The 20,194-nt window shown below is 42.5% G+C and carries 12 protein-coding genes; all 12 read left to right on the top strand.

The window, feature by feature from the left end:
* Positions 1-229: 229 nt before the first annotated feature.
* Positions 230-1,210, top strand: a complete 981-nt coding sequence (locus tag ASD40_RS24325) for a dihydrodipicolinate synthase family protein (protein WP_082562417.1) — start codon at positions 230-232, stop codon at positions 1,208-1,210.
* 362 nt (positions 1,211-1,572) lie between these two features.
* Positions 1,573-3,441, top strand: coding sequence for an exo-alpha-sialidase (locus ASD40_RS24320; protein ID WP_235549411.1), 1,869 nt, complete (start codon positions 1,573-1,575; stop codon positions 3,439-3,441).
* Positions 3,442-3,467: 26 nt separating this feature from the next.
* Entirely contained in the window at positions 3,468-5,663 is a 2,196-nt protein-coding gene (locus tag ASD40_RS24315; RefSeq protein WP_057305721.1) for an exo-alpha-sialidase, read from the top strand.
* A 396-nt stretch (positions 5,664-6,059) separates the two neighbouring features.
* Complete coding sequence (locus ASD40_RS24310) at positions 6,060-7,679, top strand: extracellular solute-binding protein (RefSeq protein WP_057305720.1); 1,620 nt, start codon at positions 6,060-6,062, stop codon at positions 7,677-7,679.
* Between the two features lie 86 nt (positions 7,680-7,765).
* Positions 7,766-8,704 (top strand): ABC transporter permease, encoded by a 939-nt coding sequence (locus ASD40_RS24305; RefSeq protein ID WP_235549362.1) that lies wholly within the window; start codon positions 7,766-7,768, stop codon positions 8,702-8,704.
* 15 nt (positions 8,705-8,719) lie between these two features.
* Positions 8,720-9,595, top strand: a complete 876-nt coding sequence (locus tag ASD40_RS24300) for a carbohydrate ABC transporter permease (protein ID WP_057305719.1) — start codon at positions 8,720-8,722, stop codon at positions 9,593-9,595.
* Between the two features lie 37 nt (positions 9,596-9,632).
* Positions 9,633-12,164: an alpha-mannosidase gene (locus ASD40_RS24295; protein ID WP_057305718.1), complete on the top strand. Its 2,532-nt coding sequence runs from the start codon at positions 9,633-9,635 to the stop codon at positions 12,162-12,164.
* Positions 12,154-13,092: a dihydrodipicolinate synthase family protein gene (locus ASD40_RS24290; RefSeq protein WP_057305717.1), complete on the top strand. Its 939-nt coding sequence runs from the start codon at positions 12,154-12,156 to the stop codon at positions 13,090-13,092. Before ASD40_RS24295 ends, ASD40_RS24290 begins: the two co-directional genes overlap by 11 nt.
* Positions 13,093-13,438: 346 nt before the next feature.
* Positions 13,439-15,775 carry a helix-turn-helix transcriptional regulator gene (locus ASD40_RS24285; RefSeq protein WP_057305716.1) on the top strand — a complete coding sequence of 779 codons (2,337 nt, stop codon included), beginning with the start codon at positions 13,439-13,441 and terminating at the stop codon, positions 15,773-15,775.
* Positions 15,776-15,817: 42 nt separating this feature from the next.
* Positions 15,818-17,413, top strand: a complete 1,596-nt coding sequence (locus ASD40_RS24280; protein WP_057305715.1) for an extracellular solute-binding protein — start codon at positions 15,818-15,820, stop codon at positions 17,411-17,413.
* A gap of 448 nt (positions 17,414-17,861) precedes the next feature.
* Positions 17,862-19,220, top strand: a complete 1,359-nt coding sequence (locus tag ASD40_RS24275; protein WP_057305714.1) for an ABC transporter substrate-binding protein — start codon at positions 17,862-17,864, stop codon at positions 19,218-19,220.
* Positions 19,221-19,310: 90 nt separating this feature from the next.
* Complete coding sequence (locus ASD40_RS24270) at positions 19,311-20,189, top strand: carbohydrate ABC transporter permease (RefSeq protein WP_057305713.1); 879 nt, start codon at positions 19,311-19,313, stop codon at positions 20,187-20,189.
* The last annotated feature ends 5 nt before the right edge of the window (positions 20,190-20,194 follow it).

The raw sequence follows: 20,194 nt of genomic DNA, 5'->3' as shown, positions 1-20,194 counted from the left end.
TTCTCTTACCAAATCATAGGAGATATATGAAACATAATGCACATGCTTCCTACTTACACCGCAGTGTGGAAGAAAAATGAGACATAGGCGGAAAAATGGAACATACCCTGGAGGCGCTAAAATGGTTCATGATATGGCAATTTGGTGATGTTCATCACTTTCGCGAGGCGCTTATACTGAGGTTGCGCAGTCGAGCAAATCCCTGAACAGGGAGGTGTACTAATATGATATGACTAAGGGGCATGACCGTCATTCGAACGGATGTAAGAACATCGTGAAATCAAGGAGTGAGGCAGCTGTGGATCCGTTAACAATGCGCGGCATTATTACGGTTTTGAACACCCCGTTCACAATACAGAACGAGCTTGACGAGGCTTCGCTACGGCGGAATGTCCGGTTGGCGCTGGACGCGGGAGTAGTGGGCTTTCTCGTTCCCGGTCTGGCTGCGGAACTGTATCACCTGACGCCAGAGGAAAGGCTGCGTATGACCCAGGTTGTGGTGGAGGAAGCAGGCGGACGTGTTCCTGTCATCGGAGGAGCAACAGCGGCTTCTCCTGTTGAAAGGTTGAAGTATGCGGAACAATTCATCGGACTTGGGTGTGCTGGAATCCTTGTGAATATTCCGTATCAGGACGACGGGCAATACGAGCGGGATGTGCGGGAGATTGCCGGTGTTAATCCTGGCTTTTTGATGCTGCAAGACTGGGATCATTCCGGTTTCGGTGTGCCTGTTCCGCTAATCGCCAAGCTGTTCCGCGAGATTGAGTCGTTCCGCAGCTATAAAATCGAGGTGGTTCCAGCAGGTGTAAAGTACAGTCAGGTCCTGGAAGCGACGGGCGGCGGCCTGCATGTTGCTGGAGGATGGGCCGTGACACAGTTTATTGAGGGCTTGGACCGTGGGATTCATGCCTTTATGCCTACTGGCATGCATGAAGTGTATACCGCGATATACAGAATGTACGCGGAAGGGAAGAGAGCGGAGGCTGTTAGGTTATTTTATCGGCTTCTTCCCGTTTTGGCGTTCGCGAACCAGCATCTGGACGTGTCGATCCACTTTTTCAAACGACTCCTATACAGGCAAGGGACATACGGTACACCACACGTGAGAGAGCCGATCTTACCGTTTGACCAATGCCATGAGCGGATTGCGGATGAATTAATTGCCTATGTCTCTCAGTTGACAGATGAACTTGAAGAAAAGAGGCGCTGAGTTGGGAAGCTCCATGTCGGAAAATCAGGGGGGCAGAGCCAGCAATATTCGATTGGAAATGTTTAACGTTCCGCCAAAGCAACTTTTTGCATCATAGTGGAGAAATGAATCAAGGACCAATAGCGGAAAAACGGTACTTTTAACGCCAATTTGGATATTCAAATGCTCAAAAGTGGTGTGCTAATATCCTCTTGTAAGACAAACCAATGACATGGGAGGACTTATTCGATGAAGAACAAATGGGCAAAGTATAGTTGAATTCACTGATTACTATGTAAACGTTTACAAGTGGAAAGAAAACAGAAATCAAAAAGGGTAGTTTTTATTAACAATATGAAAGGACGTGACCCAGTTTGAAGAAGATGAAACGTTTAAGCCTCTTAATGTCTCTAAGTTTAGCTTTTAGTATGTTTGGTTCTGTAGTTGCGGATGCAGCAGCGCCGGAAGGCATAACCCATTCTAGAATGATGCCCGTCGACACTCTAGCTAATCACGGTTCTACAATGGTGGAACTGCCAGATGGCTCGCTCTTCTCTGTATGGTTTAACGGAAATGGTGAAAGAGATGGGAATTTAACTAAACTAATCGGTTCTCGCTCGAAAGATGGTGGTAAAACTTGGACAGAACCATTCGTTGTTTATGATACATGGGATTTCCCAGATAACAACCCGGTTCTTTTTGTAGATAGCCAAGAAAGACTATGGTTGTTCTACGGCGTTATTTACAATGGACAATGGGTATCTACTCAAACTAAGTTTATGTATGCCGATAAGGGCAGCTATGAGTATGACGCTCGCAATGGCGGAAATGCGAAGTGGCACTATCCACAGCCAATCTACACCAATGTTGGGGATGGCATGGTTGGCGAAGGTAAGTACTCAAATGGACAGTGGACCTATGGCATCAAGGGTGCTGAGATTAAGTTTGTAAAACCAAGTTCAGTGACTGCCAATAGTCCTCTGGACCCGTCAAAGTATGTACCAGTAACTTCAAAGTTTGACGTTGCTTCGCGTTATATTACAGACAGCTTTGTTGTCTCGATGAGAAATAAATATGATCAGTACATTACATATTTGAATGCTGAAAAGCCTTACGATGATGTTTATGAAGGTAGAACAGCTGAAGTCGTCAATTTGCTTACCACTGGAGTCTTTACTTCGAATGGTACTGGTGGTTATACCAAATATGAGCCGCCAATTATTAAAAATTCAATTGAACGTGCTTCTGGTGCAGATAATAACGTGAATACATGGGGACCCATTTACCGCAGACTTGGATGGCAAACCAAAAATAAACCGATTGAAGTAACACTTGCAGATGGCGTAACCAAAAGATTAATTTTGCCGTTATATTCGGATTCGTTGTCAAATTCAGTTTGCGCCTATACCGACGATCACGGCATTACCTGGAAATTTAGTGACCCTATTGTAGGATCAGGTACGATTCAGGGCTCGCTGATTCGAATGAATAATGGCGCGATTCGCGGTTACTTTAGAAGCGGTAAGTTAGACGGCAGAAACGGACGCATGGCATGGAATACGACATACTCAGAGTCAACCGATAACGGAGTAACGTGGAGTGTTCCGAAAGTCGATCCTTACTTGAAAAATGATGGCGGCTTTGAACTATCCAAGCTTCCAAATGGCGACTGGTTGATAGCTACAAATCAAGAAACCGCACGCGGCGTAGTTAAGCCTACGCAAGACGGTAATAGAAGTTCTTTCAGTTTATTGATTTCTTCCGATGAAGGATTGCATTGGAAGCCGATCATGATTAAGGATGGCATGAACAATGGTGAGACCTATGAATATCCATCGGTTGTCGTTGACAGTGCTGGGAACGCTTTGATGAACTACACTTATAAAACGCCATCTGGCCCAACGATTGGCTTCTCTAAAATCGCAAACAACGAGATTGGGACGTTATTCAGTTCTGTTACGACAGCAACTTACGGCGCTGGACTCACACCGACTGATGACAGTGTTACAAAATTGCCGACAATTGTACTAAACGTAGGAGAGACTACGCCACTCAAGTACAACCTAACGATAGGCGGAGAATCGTTCGATGCAGCAATCAATTCACTTACTTTGACTTCAGATTTGGCTGCTGTAGCTACAATTAACTCCACGACAGGGGTCGTGACTGCACTTAAAGCAGGAACTGCAATGATAACTACTGTAAGCAACCAATACGGAACCATTTATAAATGCATCATTAAAGTTAACTAAGTTACCCATTGAAAGGAGTAATGTAGATGAAAGGGAAATTCAAGTTACTAACTACACTGACTGTTTGTGCGGCGATCTCTGTAACAAGTATAGTTCCTGCTGCCTTCGCTGCTCCTACGGGAACATTTAGCTATTCGGATAAAGCTGTAAGTATTTTCAATCCAATCAAGGATAATGGTGCTGCAGGCGACCACATACACGGTTCCAGCATTGTAGAATTGCCAAACGGAGAGTTGTTATGTGTATGGTTTCAGGGAAATGGCGAACGAGATGCGACTACGACACGGATTATGGGAGCACGATCAACGGATGGTGGAAAAACGTGGTTGACACCGTTTGTAATGACCAACGCACAAGATATTGCTGATATTAATCCTGTCGTATACGTTGATTCCGGCGACCGTCTCTGGTTTTTCTGGTATCCCGTGTTGGCGGGCAGATGGCAAACTTCTCAACCTAGATATGCTTATGCCGAAAAAGGCAGCTATGAGATTGCACAGATTGGCAACAATGTGCCTAACTGGACATTTTCTGAAAATGTTGGGATTAAGCTAGGTAAAAACATTGGCGGTACAGTCGATCCGAACAGCCCAGACGACCATATAAGTCTGTCACTCGATGATAGACCTGGAGCAACATCAAGACCTTCTTGGGCCACACCACCTGTTGTTGCCCGTCCAGAGTTAGCAAAAGGTTTCGTGAATACGATAAAAGCCAAGCTTGCTGAGCAAAAAGAGTATTTGTTCAAACCAGTTGCAGATGGAGGAGCAGGTATGAGCCGTAAGATAAATGAAGCTGGATTTGATGGTCTAGTCACCCAGATTATGCAGCTCAGTGGCGGCGACCCAACTCAATATCTGTACGCTCCGACAGTAGCGGACAAAATTTATGAGCCTCGTTCAGGTTATCCGTTAGCCCGTCGGATCGGCTGGCAGACCAAAGATAAGCCGTTTGCGGTAGATCTTGGCAACGGCAAAGTTCGTTTGCTTCTGCCCCTGTATTCGGATGTCCTGGAAATGAGCATTATGGCATTTACAGAGTATGATCCTTCCCAACCTCTTGAGGACAACTCGGTTCGTTGGGAGATGAGCGAGCCTATCGTAGGTGTCGCCAACATTCAGGCCACGATGGCTCAAAGAACAGACGGCACGATCGTAGCTTATATGCGTGATAACGGTCCAAGACCTTATCGAGTGGTGTCTTCCGAGTCCAAAGATAAGGGATTGACATGGTCAACGGTCAAGGACGTTCCTGAACTGCAGGACCCGGGTGTAGGACACGATCTTCTGCAGCTTGAGAGCGGCAATTGGGTGTTCGTTCACGTAGATACGGAATCGAGCCGGAACACGTTGGCTGTTGCTCTTTCAGATGATGAAGGAAAGACATGGAAATATAGAAAGCATCTCGTTCTGGATACAAGAAGCAGTACGGGAAGCTACCATTACCCTGCTGTAACGCAAGGCGAGAATGGGGATATCCTGATCAGCTTTAGCCGGTTTTTCTCATCTCTGGATAAGGACTCTGCTAATCAATCCTTGGGCAATTATAAGAATATTGCATTTGCGAGAGTTACCGAGGACTGGATTAAGCAGGGTGATACTGTAAACATTATCAGGGAATATGAAAGCTTTGATCGTGAAATTGCAGTTCCTGCATCTTTCAATATCAGTACGGCATCCGAGAGTGCAATTAAAGCCCTGTTCCCATCTACAATTAAAGCGTATACCTCCTATAAACCGGGGGCAGAGAACGGTGTGCTTCCTTCAGTTGATTTGCCAGTGAATTGGGATGTTGCAGCTATTAAAGCGAATTATAAACTTAATTCTTTAATTAGCAACCTTACCGGTGTTGTTGATGAGACAAAGCTTCCGCAGGGTGTAACAAGCGATATGCTGCCGTTCTTCAAAGCACCATTGAGAGTATATTTGTACGTTGATCCGGCAGCGATTGCTGCGCAAACGGTGGAGCTTGAAAAGAAAAATATTGCAATAGGCATAGGCAACTCTGAACGACTTGTTGCAACCGTATCTCCTGCCAATGCAAGCAATAAAGCAATTTTGTGGAGTTCCAGTGATTCCAGTATTGCCATGGTAGATGAGTTAACAGGTCTGGTTACAGGTGTAAGTAATGGGAAAGCGGAAATTACTGCGACAACGCTGGACGGCGGCTTTGTTGCAACAACGAGAGTCGTTGTTGTGCCAGGTAATGCTAGCAGCAAGTAGCCGAACATGAAGGTGGTAAACTGCTTGTAGGTACGATGCCGAAGATCGGTATTTGACCCGCTGACTACCGGGCATGTCGTTATATAAATATTATTCGAGAGAAGACCGCTTCCCTAGCTGGGAGCGGTCTTCTTGTTTCACGAAGGCTACTCCTACAACGGATAGCTCGGAATTGGGAGTTTGCAGCACGAACATCATCAGACATAGGTTTATGGATGAGTTGCCGCGATTTTATATCGTGCATTACGACTTTTTGCATCATAGCGGAGAAATGAATCAAGGTCCGAATAGCGGAAAAATGGTGCTTTAAACGCCAATTTGGATATTCAAATGCTCAAAAATGGTGTGCTATGATCCTCGTGTAGGGCAAACCAATTACATGGGAGGATTTATTCGATGAAATCAAAAAAGGGGATTATGGCAGTAACTGGTTCATTACTAGTGCTATCTAGTGTACTTAGCGGTTGCGGAAGCAGTTCAACGACTTCAACGAATAATACGGCGACTCCAGCAACTACGGCTGGTGCTTCAAGCACTCCGGTGTCGGCCCAACCGCTATCGCTGACTTGGATGAGGTACGAACACGCATCGCAAGCTATCGTGGCCAACTCAAAAGCCGTTCAGGAAATTTCAAAGCGTAAAAATGTAAAACTGAATCTTCAAAGTGTCCCTCAAAGCAACTACGATGATAAAAAGAAAACGTTGATCGCAACGAATACACTGCCTGATGTGATGCTTGTTAAACAAGATGATATACAGAACTTTGCTGACACAGGAGCATTCCTGGATTTGACACCCTATTTGGACAAAATGCCAAATCTGAAGAAAGTCATTTCCCAGCAGCCAGAGATTAACAAAAACAAAATTGACGGTAAGCTTTATGGATTCCCTCTTGTCGCGAATTGGCAGGGTGTTGGCGGCCAGCTTTCGATGATCCGTATGGATGTGCTTGATAAGCTAAGTTTGAAAAAGCCAACTACTTATGATGAATTGTATCAAGTGATGAAGAAAATGAAAGAAGCGAATCCGGATTCATATCCATTTACAGCTCGTGCTGCAAATGGACTAACAGGAACAGAAAATCTAATCAATCCAATTTCTTTCGCATTTGGAAGCGGATACACAACCTTTAACGGTACGAAAGTATACTACGAGCCGAAAGATAAACAATACAAATTCGGTCCTGCTATGCCAGAGTTTAAAACTGCTATCACATGGTTGAATAAACTCTACAAAGAGAAGCTTCTTGATCCGGATTATGCTACGGCTACATCGCAAATTTGGCAAGAAAAGCTAAACTCAGGAAAATCCTTCTATTTCCAAGATAATAATGGTTTCGCTAGCACGTTTAATATTAATCTGCAGAAGAAAGATCCGAATGCTAAGTTTGATATGTTGGATACCATGACATCTCCGAGCGGTGCAAAGCGTAACCTGATCTATGCACTTGGCCACTTATCGGAATCGTATGTCATTAATGCGAAAGTGAAAAATCCGGAACAAGTTGTTCAATTCATGGATTGGTTCTACTCCCCAGAGGGTATTGAGGTTACAAACTTCGGTAATAAAGGCGAAGATTTCACTGGTGAAAATGGCACTTACAAATTGACTGACGCTGTTGTCAACAAGTATAAGGATAGACAACCAAGTGCAATTTATGCACTGCAATCGGAGTATGGCACGGGCTACCTCGGGCTTGCTCTGAACAATGACGATCATGCGGGATTACCTTTTAACTCCAAGGAATGGTTAGATTGGAACACGAAAGCATCTAAAGCTTTGGATACAGGCGAAAATGTTCAATTCGTTAATGACCCTCCATTTACAAAAGAAGAGCGCGAGAAGCTGAAACAAATCCGTACACAGCTTGATGCTTACTTGGCTCAAAACATGGATAAATTTATTGTGACAGACGGTGCACTTAATGACTGGGATAACTTCGTTAAACAACTCAAAGCAAAAGGTTCAGATGATATTGTCAAAATTTACAACGATGCCTTAGCCCGCGTGAAATAACGTTCGAAGTTCATGCAGTGAGAGGGCAGGTTGCTAAGATTTCTGGGCAGCCTGTCCCTTTATTTTCCCGAAAGGAGTGGAGATATTTGACACCAGTTGTTGAGATTAAAAAAAATACACCAATTGTTGCGATTAAAAAAAATATCCGCAAGAGCATGCCGCTGTATCTCATGTTTCTATTACCGTTTGCTTATTTTGTTATTTTTCACTATGCACCCATGGTGGGGAATTTGATGGCATTTGAAGATTATTCAATCGTCAAGGGGTTCTTCCATAGTCCGTGGGCAGGGACGAAGTATTTTCGCCAATTTCTGACAGATCCATATTTTTGGCAAGTGGTTCGCAATACAGTGCTCATCAACCTATATTCACTTATTTTTTATTTCCCCTCTTCACTCGTGTTCGCTTTATTGTTAAACGAGCTGCAATTAAAAGTTTTCAAAAAGTTTATTCAAAGCGTCACGTATGTTCCGCACTTTCTGTCTACCGTTGTAGTCGTAGGTATGCTGGTTAACTTTCTCTCTATCGATGGTCTCATTAATGGAGTGATTAAGCTCTTTGGCGGGGAAGCGAAAACATTCATGTCCATGCCGCAGTGGTTCCGAACCATTTATGTCGGCTCTGAAATCTGGCAAGGTATTGGTTGGAACTCCATTATTTATTTGGCGGCATTGACCTCTATCGATCCACAACTGTATGAGGCGGCGACGATGGACGGGGCAAATCGATGGCGTAAATTGCTTCATATTACACTGCCTGGGATTTCAACCGTCGTCACGATCATGCTGCTTTTGACTGTAGGTAAAATGCTTTCGGTCGGATTCGAGAAAATTTTATTATTGTACAGTGGTCCTACTTATGAAACCGCAGATGTTATCCAAACATTTGTTTACCGTCGAGGATTGATTGACAGCGACTTTAGCTTCGCTGCGGCTGTAGGTATTTTCCAATCTTTACTGGCCTTTGCGCTCGTTATATCAGCTAATCAAATTGCCAAAAAAATAAATGGATCCAGATTGTTCTAGCGGAGGGGATTGAAGATGCGAAGTCGTAACTTTTCTTATTTCGATACGATTAACATAATTTTTATGCTGGCTATGATCTTTATTACCCTGTATCCGCTTTATTATATGGGAATCATATCGATTAGCTCCGGGTCATCGGTTAGCAGCGGTGAAGTGTTTTGGCGACCTATAGATATTAATTTTAAAGCATATAGCGTTATTTTTAATGATCCTGCCATTGTGCGCTCTTACGGAAATACCTTTTTTTATACGTCCGCCGGTGTGCTGATTAATCTGGCGATGACGGCTCTTTGTGCATACCCTTTGTCGCGTAAGCATATGTATGGGCGCTCATTTCTTGCTTTGTTTGTTGTGTTCACCATGTTCTTCGACGGTGGTCTCATCCCGCGCTATATGGTGGTTCATGCGTTAGGAATGGTCAATACGATTTGGGCCATATTAATTCCGACTGCGATCAATGTTTTCAATATGATCTTGATGAGAACATTTTTTGAAGATATTCCAGAAGCGCTCCACGAGTCTGCGATCATGGACGGCGCCGGAGAATTTAGAGTTTTCACAAAAATTGTGCTGCCGCTTTCCTTGCCTGTCATGGCCACAATGTTTCTCTTTTACGCGGTGGCTCACTGGAACAGCTTCTTTCCTGCACTCATTTACTTAAATGAGAAGAATTTGTACCCGATGCAAATCATTTTACGTAATATCGTCATTTCGGGAGATATGGCTACACAATCCGCACAGCTTGGTGCAGCCGAAGCGGGGCTGGCCGTCATGACGGAAAATATTAAATATGCATGTGTCTTCGTGGCCATCTTGCCCGTGCTTGTCATTTACCCGTTTGTGCAAAAATATTTTGTGCAAGGAGCCATGCTGGGATCTGTAAAAGGTTAGAAAGATCAAATTATCATAATGCGTGAAGGGGGATAACATGACTGTTGAAATGAAGCTTCATTTAATCGGAAATGCCCATTTGGATCCGGTTTGGTTATGGCGTTGGCAGGAGGGGTACGCAGAGATCAAAGCGACTTTTCGTTCTGCTTTGGATCGATTGAATGAGTTCCCTGATTTTGTATTTACGTGTGCCTGCGCGTCTTATTACAAATGGGTTGAAGAGAATGCTCCCGAGATGTTTGCCGAAATTAAGCAGCATGTAGCCGAAGGACGTTGGGTCATTACAGGCGGTTGGTGGATACAACCGGATTGCAATTTGCCATCGGGCGAATCATTTGCTAGGCATAGCTTATATGGACAACGGTATTTTATGGAGAAATTCGGTGTCATGGCGCGGGTGGGCTACAATGTTGATTCTTTCGGTCACCATGGCATGATGCCACAGTTATTGAAGCAAGGTGGCATGGATTACTACGTTTTCATGCGTCCTGGGGCACATGAGAAGACATTGCCGCACGATTTATTCTGGTGGGTATCGGAAGATGGCAGCCGTGTTATGACATTTAGGCTCGCGGACAGCTATGGCAATTGGGCGAGTAATGGCATGGAAGATAAGATAATAAGCCACAGAAATATGGCCGTAGCAAGCGGTCATGCTTTTATGTCTTTCTTTGGCGTTGGTAATCATGGCGGAGGGCCGACAATTGAGAACCTTAAGCTCATCCATGAGATCCAAAAGCGACCTGGACTGGATGACATTCAGTTAAGCTCTCCTAATCATTATTTTACAGAAATGAGGAAGTTGGATCCGGATATCCCTGTGATTAAAGATGAAATGCAGATGCATGCCGTCGGTTGTTACTCCACACACTCGGAATCAAAGGCCACTAACCGCCGAGTGGAGCACAGGATGCTGACAGCCGAGAAATTTTCTACACTTGCCAATTTGACACTTGCTTTACCGTATCCGTCAGAAGCACTTCATCGGGCTTGGGAAAATGTCATGTTCAATCATTTCCATGATATTATGGGCGGCTGCAGTATAAAGGAAGCTTTCGACGATGTTCAGGAATTTTATGGTGAAGCGTTAAGTATTGGAGCAAAAGCGATAAACGCTGCTCTTCAAAAGATTTCCTGGTCGATTAATACAATGAAACCAGGCGTGAAATCCTTAAGCAAGGAGAAGGACTGGCAGCTTTGGGAGCAAGATGATCTGGGTTCACCTCTTGTGGTTTTTAACCCATTATCGTGGGGAGTGGAGGCACCAATTGGAATTAACAAGAAGCTGGCTGGTGTGACTGATGCTGCAGGCAATCCATTGCCCATTCAAACGATCAGGGCATCTCGGACAAATACCATTGATAAATGGGATACGTTAATTATGGGGCGAATCCCGGCTTTCGGATATCAGGTCTATTGGGTATACCGAGATAAAGCTTGCGAGCCGATGGAGCCGATAGGGGCCGCTCGGGCTGAGGGGTGCCTCTTAGAGAATAATAAGCTATTCGTTGAGCTCGATCCAGATACAGGATATATCCGACATGTCATTGACAAGCTTCATGGTTTTAGAGAAGTACTGACTGGAGACGGAGCGGTGCCAATCGTCTTGGATGAGAGCCACAGTGATACATGGGGACACGGTCTGACACACTATCGTGATGAATGGGGATGCTTTTGTAACGCAGAGTTGCAAGTGCTTGAAACAGGGCCTCTGCGGGCGACGATTCGGGTAATTAGTCATTTCGGAAAATCTGTTCTTCGTCAGGATATCAGCTTATTACATGACAGTTCCAACCTGCATGTCAAGGTAAGGCTGGATTGGAGAGAGCAGCATAAGATGCTTAAGCTTGCCTTTCCTGTAAATGTCGAGCAACCTCGTGCCGTGTTTGAAATTCCGTACGGGTTCATTGAACGACCGGCGAATGGAAACGAGGTACCGGGACAAATGTGGGTAAATGTATCGGGTAATGAACCTCGTACAGCGGAGGGCATTGAACCGTCAGCAGTATTCGGACTTTCTCTGATCAACGATACCAAATACGCTTACGATGTTCTAGACAATGAATTAAGGATGACTGTCGTTCGAAGTCCGATTTATGCAGATCATTTTGGCGAACGTGATGAACAATTGGAATATATGGATCAGGGTGTGCAGGAGTTTATCTACCTACTCTCGCCTCATGCCGGATCGTGGCAGGATAGCGGCGTTGTACGAAAGGCATACGAATTGCATACTCCGCTGCAGCAGGTATGGGAAACGTACCACGAAGGTCATTTACCGCAAGTTTCCGAGGGAATTGTGATTTCTGCTGAAAATGTGGTAGCTGTGGCCTTTAAACCAGCGGAAGACGGGAATGGCTGGATTCTACGCTGTAATGAAACTTACGGAAGAGAAGCGGAGACAAATCTATGCATTCTAGTCTTAAATCGCAGTTGGCGAAGTACCTTTGGCAAGTGTGAAATTAAAACGTTTTTTATACCTGCAGAACAGCACGACCCCATCATGGAAGTGAATTTTTTGGAAATGAAAAATAATATCAATGAGAGAGAGATGTCAAATGAAGATTAATAACCCTAACGGCGTATGGCCAACCATGATTACCTTATACAAGGAGTCTGAAGAAATTGATTTTGATGCGATGGGACGTATGGTTGAATGGTTTATTCAAAACAAGGTTGACGGTTTATTTGCTGTATGCCAGTCTAGCGAAATGTTCTTTTTGAGTTTGGAAGAGCGTGTGAAGCTTGCCGCTTTTGTCGTGGAGAAGGCAGCGGGACGAGTTCCCGTCATCGCCTCGGGGCACATTTCCGACTCGCTTGAAGACCAGGCTCGAGAATTGACAGCGATGTCAGAAACTGGCGTTGAGGCCGTAATCCTGATTTCGAACCGATTGGCAGGAGCAGATGAGTCTGATGACGTGTGGAAGGCTAACGCTCAGAAGCTAATTGAACAGCTGCCGGATCATATTGCGTTTGGTATCTATGAATGTCCATTTCCATATAAGCGTTTATTATCACCATCTGTTTTGAAATGGTGTGCGGATACCGGAAGATTTTTCTTCTTGAAGGATACTTCTTGTGATGTGGAGATGATCAAAGAAAAGCTGGAAGCGATTAAAGGAACTTCATTAAAGCTTTACAACGCCAATACAGCTACGCTTCTGGAAACATTGAAGCTTGGCGTTGATGGTTACAGTGGAGTCATGGCTAACTTTCATCCGGACCTGTATGCATGGCTTCTACATAATTGGGAGAAGCAGCCTGAAGAAGCGCAGCGTTTAAGTGATTTACTGAGTGTAGCTTCATTTATTGAGCGGCAGTTGTATCCGATAAACGCTAAATATTATCAGATGAAGGAAGGAATCAGTTCGAATTATCGCTCGCGTGCGAGGAATCAGGATGACTTTACAGCCACTAATAAAGCGGAAGTCGATCAGCTATACCGTCTTTCCAAGGAGTTATCTAAGCAATTCTCAGCTGTTGCGATTAAGAATTAACAGAGATCCAGTTCGGTAACGTAGAACGTCCAACACAGTGGAATGACCTAGGTTATCCATTCAGGCAAAAATAGAAAAATGAAGGCCACATGAAGTCACTCTACGCAGTAGGCGATTTTATGTGGCCTTATTTCGTGCTTAGTCGGTTTCCTGATTCCTTGCAGGGATGATTTAATAACGACAACAGCAGCGCGGCGGAGCAGCTAGTAAAAGAAAACGTTCATGTATAGCGGGAGGATTTCATATAGAAAGATCCGAATAATACATAGATGATAATAATTGTTACAAAGTTCCTCAGCCAATACATGATTTGGGATTTGTGGGAACAGGAGGGGGGGGGGCGAACTTGAATTGGAAGCATCTGAAGCAATCATTGAATAAGAACAGGCTATTCTTTAAGATTCTGCTATATTTCATCTCATTATTAATTCCAATTGTCATTATTGGAATCATCTCTTATTTTAACGCAGATCATTTAATTAAGAAGGATGCCTCCGAGAAGCTTACTGATAATTTGATTTCATCCTCCAAAACAATTGATATTTATTTAAGTATGGCGCAGGCAACCAATAACAGCTTGCTACTTAGTGAGACGATTCAGCAATATTTACGACCGGATTCATTACTTACGGATGATGAGAAAATTAAAATGCCATCGATTGTGAGATCAATTGCGGGTAACCGCAATCCAATCAGCCATTTTGTAGATAATATTTTTATTTTTGTAGATGATAAACGCGTTTATTTAAGTGATGGCATCGTTAATTTTGACATTTTCTTTGACAAATTTTATAAATTTGATGAGTACAATAAAGATTTCTGGCGTCAACGCTTACACCAAAGCAGCTTATTCGAATTATTGAAGCCTACCAAAGTGGTCAACGCTGATATGAATTCTTACCGAGAGGTTATCCCGAGTATTACGACACAATATTTGAATGGGCATTTGGCAACGATGGTGACGACAATTTCCATTCCTACGATCGTGGTTACGTTGCAAAACAACTCGATTTTCTCGACTACCCAATATCTTGTACTGGATAAAAATAATCAGATCATTTTGCAAAGCAGCGAGTTAGATCAGAAGGCGAAAGAAGAAATCATTGCTGGAGCTTCATCGGAGGAGCGAAGTAACGGGGCGATTCGGATTGGTCAAGAACAGAACTGGCTGGCACAAACCACGTCCGATTTTGGGTGGAAGTATTTTTCTATCACCCCTGTGAACTCGTTTAACCAGGAGTCTGCAAGTATTTTTAGTTTGATTATCTGGATATGCATTAGTTTACTTATTATTGGTGTAGCTTTTTCTTTCATATTTAGTGTTCGCTTATATAATCCGATCAAAAATATAAGAGATATTTTACAAAAAACTGAAAAAGCGGATGAATGGAACAATGATACTCACCACAGCAGCGAACTTCAAAGAATCGGAAATAGCGTTAATCAATTGATACAGCAGCATAGAGATGACAATATTAAAATCAATACATTTTCTGATGAAATTCTCGAACAGTTTTTCACGAATTTAATTAAAGGATATCGAGGGGCACAGCCTTATTCCGTTAATCAAATCTTAAATGAAATTGATTTTCACACAGGGAGTTATTTATGCTGCTGCTTCATGATTCATTTTAGGGATAGATTTTATCATGAGATTGTGGAAGCAGACCGATTATTGATTTTGGAAAAGATGAAGAATGTGCTTTGGGGCATTATGAAGAAGTACGTGAATTGTTATTTGACAGAATATGAGCCTTACTTATATGTTTGCATGGTTAATTTGAAGAGTGAGGAAGACCGTGGGCAATTAGACCAAGCTTTAGAGATGATTAAACTGACCTTTGCCTATGACATGATTTATTGCGAATTAATTATTGGTTTAGGAAAAAAATACGATAAGATCGATGATTATTCGAAATCTTATAGTGATGCTATTACAGCCATAGATAAACGGACGGACTCATCCAAGATGGTCATTTTAGATGCGACTCATTTTGTTATCGACCAAAACTACTATTATTCATTTCTAGATGAGAACAAAATAGTAAATGGTTTGAAATCAGGTGACATGGGTGGCCTGAAGGTAGAGCTGGAAGGAATTATTGGCTTGAATAAAGCAAGGGGTGTCTCTTATCACTATCTCGGGGCTTTGCTTGTGGAGTTCTACAATACGGGTAATCGCTATATTACGGAAAAGCGACTTAGTGTTTATGATTTTCTTGATACGAATGAACATGCTTTTTTGAGTCAAAAGGAGCTCTTACCAAGTGAGTTTGATGGAAGATTGAAAAATATCTTTGAATTTTACGATAAAATTATCACTAGGACGTTATATAAACCTGAAAGCAAATCGGGTGCGGTTGTCTCACTCATAACCGATTATATTGAGAAGCATTATGAAAAGGACCTGTATCTCGAAGTGATTGCAAACGAAATAGGACTGTCCGCCAAGTATGTGTCAAGAATGTTTAAAGAGTCGACTGGGACGAATATTTCGGACTATATCAGTCTTATTCGGATTGCCAAAGCGAGAGAATTGTTAGCGCATACAGATTTGAAAATTAGTGAAATCGCCGATCAGATTGGCATATTCAGCCGTACAACCTTTCTGCGTTTGTTCAAAAAGTATGAAGGCATTTCGCCGAATGAATATCGTAGTAGCCATGGAGTGAAGCAGAAATAGGCTGTAAATGTAACAAATCCTGATTTATTAAGGAGGAACAACATGGTTATTAAAAAAAAAGGAAAGTTAACCGTCTATTGTTCACTCGCCTTACTGGGAAGTTTATTGGCAGGTTGTAGTAGCCCAGTCAAGCCAAATGTTACGGCGTCAAAAGTATCACCAGTTCCTGCCAAACACATAACGCTTTCATGGATGAGATATGAGCATTCTTCGCAAGCGTTAGATGTAAATTCGATCATTGTTCAAGAAATTAAAAAAAGAAAAAATGTGAAGCTTGAATTACAAAGTGTTCCACAAAGTAATTATGAGGATAAGAAGAAAACGCTAATTGCTACAAACTCTATCCCCGATGTGATCATGGTTAATCAAAATGATCTTTCGAACTACGCTGATTTGAATATTTTCCTAGACCTCACACCGTATCTGGATAAAATGCCGAATTTCCAAAAACTAATTGGGCAGAAGCCTGAGATCAACAAGACAAAAGTCGATGGCAAGTTATATGGCTTTCCGCTCCTTACCAAATGGAGCTTGCAGTCTGGTCAGCTTCCGATGATTCGTGTAGATCTATTGACAAAGCTTAACTTAAAAACCCCAACGACCTATGAAGAACTCTATCAAGTACTCAAGAAGCTTAAAGATGCTTATCCAGTCTCTTATCCTTTTACTAGCCGTGCAGCAAATGGTAAAACGGGAACAGAAAATTTGATCAATCCAATTGCTTTCGGTTTTGGTAGCGGATATACCAATATTACAGGTACTAAGGTTTATTATGAGCAGGCTACAAAGCAATATAAATTTGGTCCTTATTCACCTGAATTTAAAGATGCAATTACCTATCTACATAAGCTCTATAAAGAAAAACTTCTTGATCCGGATTATTCCGTAGCAACCTCACAAACATGGGTGGAAAAATTAAGCACTGGAAAATCTTTTTTTTACCAAGATAACAATGGTTTCGGTGTAAACTTTAATAAAGCACTCCAGGCTAAAGAGCCTGATGCCAAGTTCGAATTGTTACCTGTCATGGCTAGTAGCAATGGGGTTAAACGCAACAACATATATCAACTTGATCATCTTGGTGAAATGTACGCAATAAGCTCAAAGGTGAAGAATCCTGAAGAAGTTATCAAGTTTATAGATTGGATGTATGGAGACGAGGGAACAAATCTGACAAGCTTTGGTGTAGAGAACGTTGATTATACACTAGCTGGTGGCGAATATAAGATTTCTGAAGCGACGCAAGCGAAGTTTAAGGATAAACAAGATCCATTCCGGGCGATGCAATCTGCACTTGGAACCGGTTACCTTGGCTTAGCACTTCATTCTGACGACCACCCTCTTGTTCCTTCTTCTGCACCGGAACTAATTAAGTGGTCTGACAAGGCAATCAAGGATCTGGCAGATGGAATTAATTTCAGAGAAGTCAACGATCCTCCATTTAATAAAGAAGAACGAGAAAAGCTTAAACAGCTCCGTACACAATTAGATGCGCATTTAACGCTGAATATGGATAGATTCATTATCAATGATGGAGCATTGAATGAGTGGGATCGTTTTATTAAACAATGCAAAGAAAAGGGCGCAACTGAAATTGAAACGATTTACAATACGGCACTCGCAAGAGTAAATCAATAGACAGTTGCTATTTTAACCGAATAAACCATTTATCCCTTACCCTCATGGTGTGATCTAATAAGACCGGAACTCCAAACAAGGGGTTCCGTTTTTTTTGTTTTCTTTGAGATAGAATATGTGATAGAGCTCCTTTTTATAATGTTTAAAAGTCAAAGTTCCATTGTAAATGGAGTATAAATCAATTTCATATTCTTAAGTTTAAATTTTTTGACATTGTTTTCACAGATTTTGTCGAATGATAACAAGTGAGAATTCCGCATTTATCGGCAAAATACGACGATAATAGGATGTGAAAAATAATAGATACTAGATCAAAAAAATCCATCTACTATTCGGGAAAGTTCATTGAAAACGCTATCATCGTAATTTAAAATATGTTTAACTCATAGCAGTCCAATTTATTCCAGTGGTGAGATAACTAATTATGTGAGAGGAGTCGATTGGAAGAATGGTAAACAAAAAAACATGGGGGTTAACAACCAGCTCCGCCCTGATGCTTACGATGATTGTTTCTGCATGCAGCTCTTCTGCACCGGCAGGCGGCAATACAGCAGATGCAACGAAGGGACCAGCGCCTAAGGCTGGAAATGGAGAGGTTATCAAATTAAAGTGGAGTACTTGGGGGAATCCGGGAGAGTTAAAGCGCTTTTACGAACTGACAGATCAGTATAACAAAGATCATCCGAATGTGAAATGGGAGCTGGTAGCCGTGCCGAACGATGGCTACGAAGAGAAGATCATTACTCAACTGCAAGGTGGTACGGCGCCAGACGCATTTTATGCTGGAGATCAAACTGTCGTTAAACTCATTAGTAACGGTTCAATCGAAGAATTGACACCATTGATGAAAGTAGGCAATGGCCCAATCAAAGCCGAGGATTTTGCTGAAGGATTATGGGGCGGTTCGAAGAAAGGCGATAAAATATATGGAGTTACCGTTGACTGTAATCCGTTAGTCATGTACTACAACAAGACAGTATTGACTGAAGCGGGTATCACCGACGATCCACAGAAATTGTACGAATCAGGGCAGTGGAATTGGAAGAAGCTACAAGAGTTAACGGAACAGCTAAAGTCTAAAAATAAATATGGTCTTGTACTTGAAGATTGGTCATCCCCGGTCTATTCATGGGCAACGTTAAACGGAGGTAAAGTTTACGATAAGCCTCAGGATGGCAAATTCATTGGAGATCAAGATCCGAAAACAGTAGAAGCATTCCAATATCTTGCGGAAAACACAAAGAACAAAAACTTCGTATTCTCAGGTTCACTTCCGAAAGGACAAGGCCCAGATGCTATGTTCATGTCGAACCAAGTCGGATTTGGAATTGCTGGTCGTTGGTGGGTTCCGCAGTTTAATGCAAACACTTCTTTAAAATACGACATTGTCCCACTGCCAACTAACACTGGCAAAAAAATGGAACCAGCTGGCATTCCAACAGCGTACATGGTTATGAACAAAAAGACAGCTCATGCTAAAGAGACTTATGAGTTTCTATCTTACTTTGTTTCCAAGGATGGTCAAAACTTCCGTCTTAAAGGGGGAAATGCAGTTCCTTCGATTAGCGGTGTAGATGATCTCGTATTGGATAAGAATGCACAGCCGGCACATGCTCAATATTTCCTCGACGCTCGTGAGATTGGTTATGCCCTATGGCCTTCCGAATCAGGTGTTCCTGGAGCTTCCGATATTGTGAAAGATAACTACGACCTCTTGTTGCTAGGCAAACAGGATGCTCAGACGACATTAAAGAAAATGAGCGAAGGTGTTAATAAGAAGATCGACGAAGTAAAAGCGAAAAAATAGGATGCATGTACGGTAATGTGAGGAGGGAAGGATGTTTGTATTCCGTCCCTCCTTTTTATTTTTTTGAAACATTTAAATGGGAGGACTTGCATGAACCGTAAACGTTCTAATACATTCTGGGGGTATTTCTTTATTGCCCCACAATTAATCGGACTGCTTTCCTTTTCACTTATCCCTCTGATCACAACCTTTGTTTTAAGTACATTAGATTGGGATGGATTTCAGCCTGCGACTTTTATTGGATTTAATAATTTCAGTTACGCCTTTCATAATCCTGATTTCCAGAAGGCACTAGTGAATACCCTTTATTATTCCTTATTAACAGTCCCAATGGGTATTTTTCTTGCGATATTGGTCGCTGTAGCTTTGAACAAAGTGAGATATCGTGTTATGTATCGGTTGTTTTTCTTCATGCCAGTAGTTACAAGTTCTGTCGCTGTCGCGATTGTATGGATGTGGCTGCTCAATGGTGACTTCGGTATCATCAATTTTCTGCTGCATAGCTTGTTCGGCATTAAGGGTCCACAATGGTTGACCAACCTGGACCTCGTCCTGCCATCCTTGGCGATTGTGAGCATTTGGCAAAAATTAGGTTTTAACATGATCATTTTTCTGGCTGGTTTACAAGGAATATCCAGAGATTACTATGAGGCTTCCATGATCGATGGTGCATCAAGGTCACAGCAATTCTGGAAAATTACTGTGCCCCTTTTGTCGCCAACTACCTTATTTGTTACCATTATTGGCATTATTGACTCGTTTAAAATCTTTGATACGGCTTTCGTAATGACGAGCGGTGGCCCTGCTAAAGCTAGTTATACGATTGTGTATCATTTGTACGAGCTAGCTTTCAAAAACTTTCAATTCGGACGCAGTGCGGCAGCGGCTACTATGCTTTTTGTTATCATTTTGACTTTCACCATTGCACAGACCTATATTTCACGCAAATGGGTTCATTACGCGGATTAAGGAGG

The organism is Paenibacillus sp. Root444D2 (assembly GCF_001426375.1).
Classification (GTDB): Bacteria; Bacillota; Bacilli; order Paenibacillales; family NBRC-103111; genus Paenibacillus_E.
Note: the sequence above shows the minus strand (reverse complement) of the source record. Positions and strands in the feature narration are given on the sequence as shown.

What these genes read in the sequence shown, in the direction of transcription:
- ASD40_RS24325 (WP_082562417.1), top strand. Translation starts at nt 230, where the DNA reads ATGACTAAGGGGCATGACCGTCATTCGAACGGATGTAAGAACATCGTG.
- ASD40_RS24320 (WP_235549411.1), top strand. Translation starts at nt 1,573, where the DNA reads ATGAAACGTTTAAGCCTCTTAATGTCTCTAAGTTTAGCTTTTAGTATG.
- ASD40_RS24315 (WP_057305721.1), top strand. Translation starts at nt 3,468, where the DNA reads ATGAAAGGGAAATTCAAGTTACTAACTACACTGACTGTTTGTGCGGCG.
- ASD40_RS24310 (WP_057305720.1), top strand. Translation starts at nt 6,060, where the DNA reads ATGAAATCAAAAAAGGGGATTATGGCAGTAACTGGTTCATTACTAGTG.
- ASD40_RS24300 (WP_057305719.1), top strand. Translation starts at nt 8,720, where the DNA reads ATGCGAAGTCGTAACTTTTCTTATTTCGATACGATTAACATAATTTTT.
- ASD40_RS24295 (WP_057305718.1), top strand. Translation starts at nt 9,633, where the DNA reads ATGACTGTTGAAATGAAGCTTCATTTAATCGGAAATGCCCATTTGGAT.
- ASD40_RS24290 (WP_057305717.1), top strand. Translation starts at nt 12,154, where the DNA reads ATGAAGATTAATAACCCTAACGGCGTATGGCCAACCATGATTACCTTA.
- ASD40_RS24280 (WP_057305715.1), top strand. Translation starts at nt 15,818, where the DNA reads ATGGTTATTAAAAAAAAAGGAAAGTTAACCGTCTATTGTTCACTCGCC.
- ASD40_RS24275 (WP_057305714.1), top strand. Translation starts at nt 17,862, where the DNA reads ATGGTAAACAAAAAAACATGGGGGTTAACAACCAGCTCCGCCCTGATG.
- ASD40_RS24270 (WP_057305713.1), top strand. Translation starts at nt 19,311, where the DNA reads ATGAACCGTAAACGTTCTAATACATTCTGGGGGTATTTCTTTATTGCC.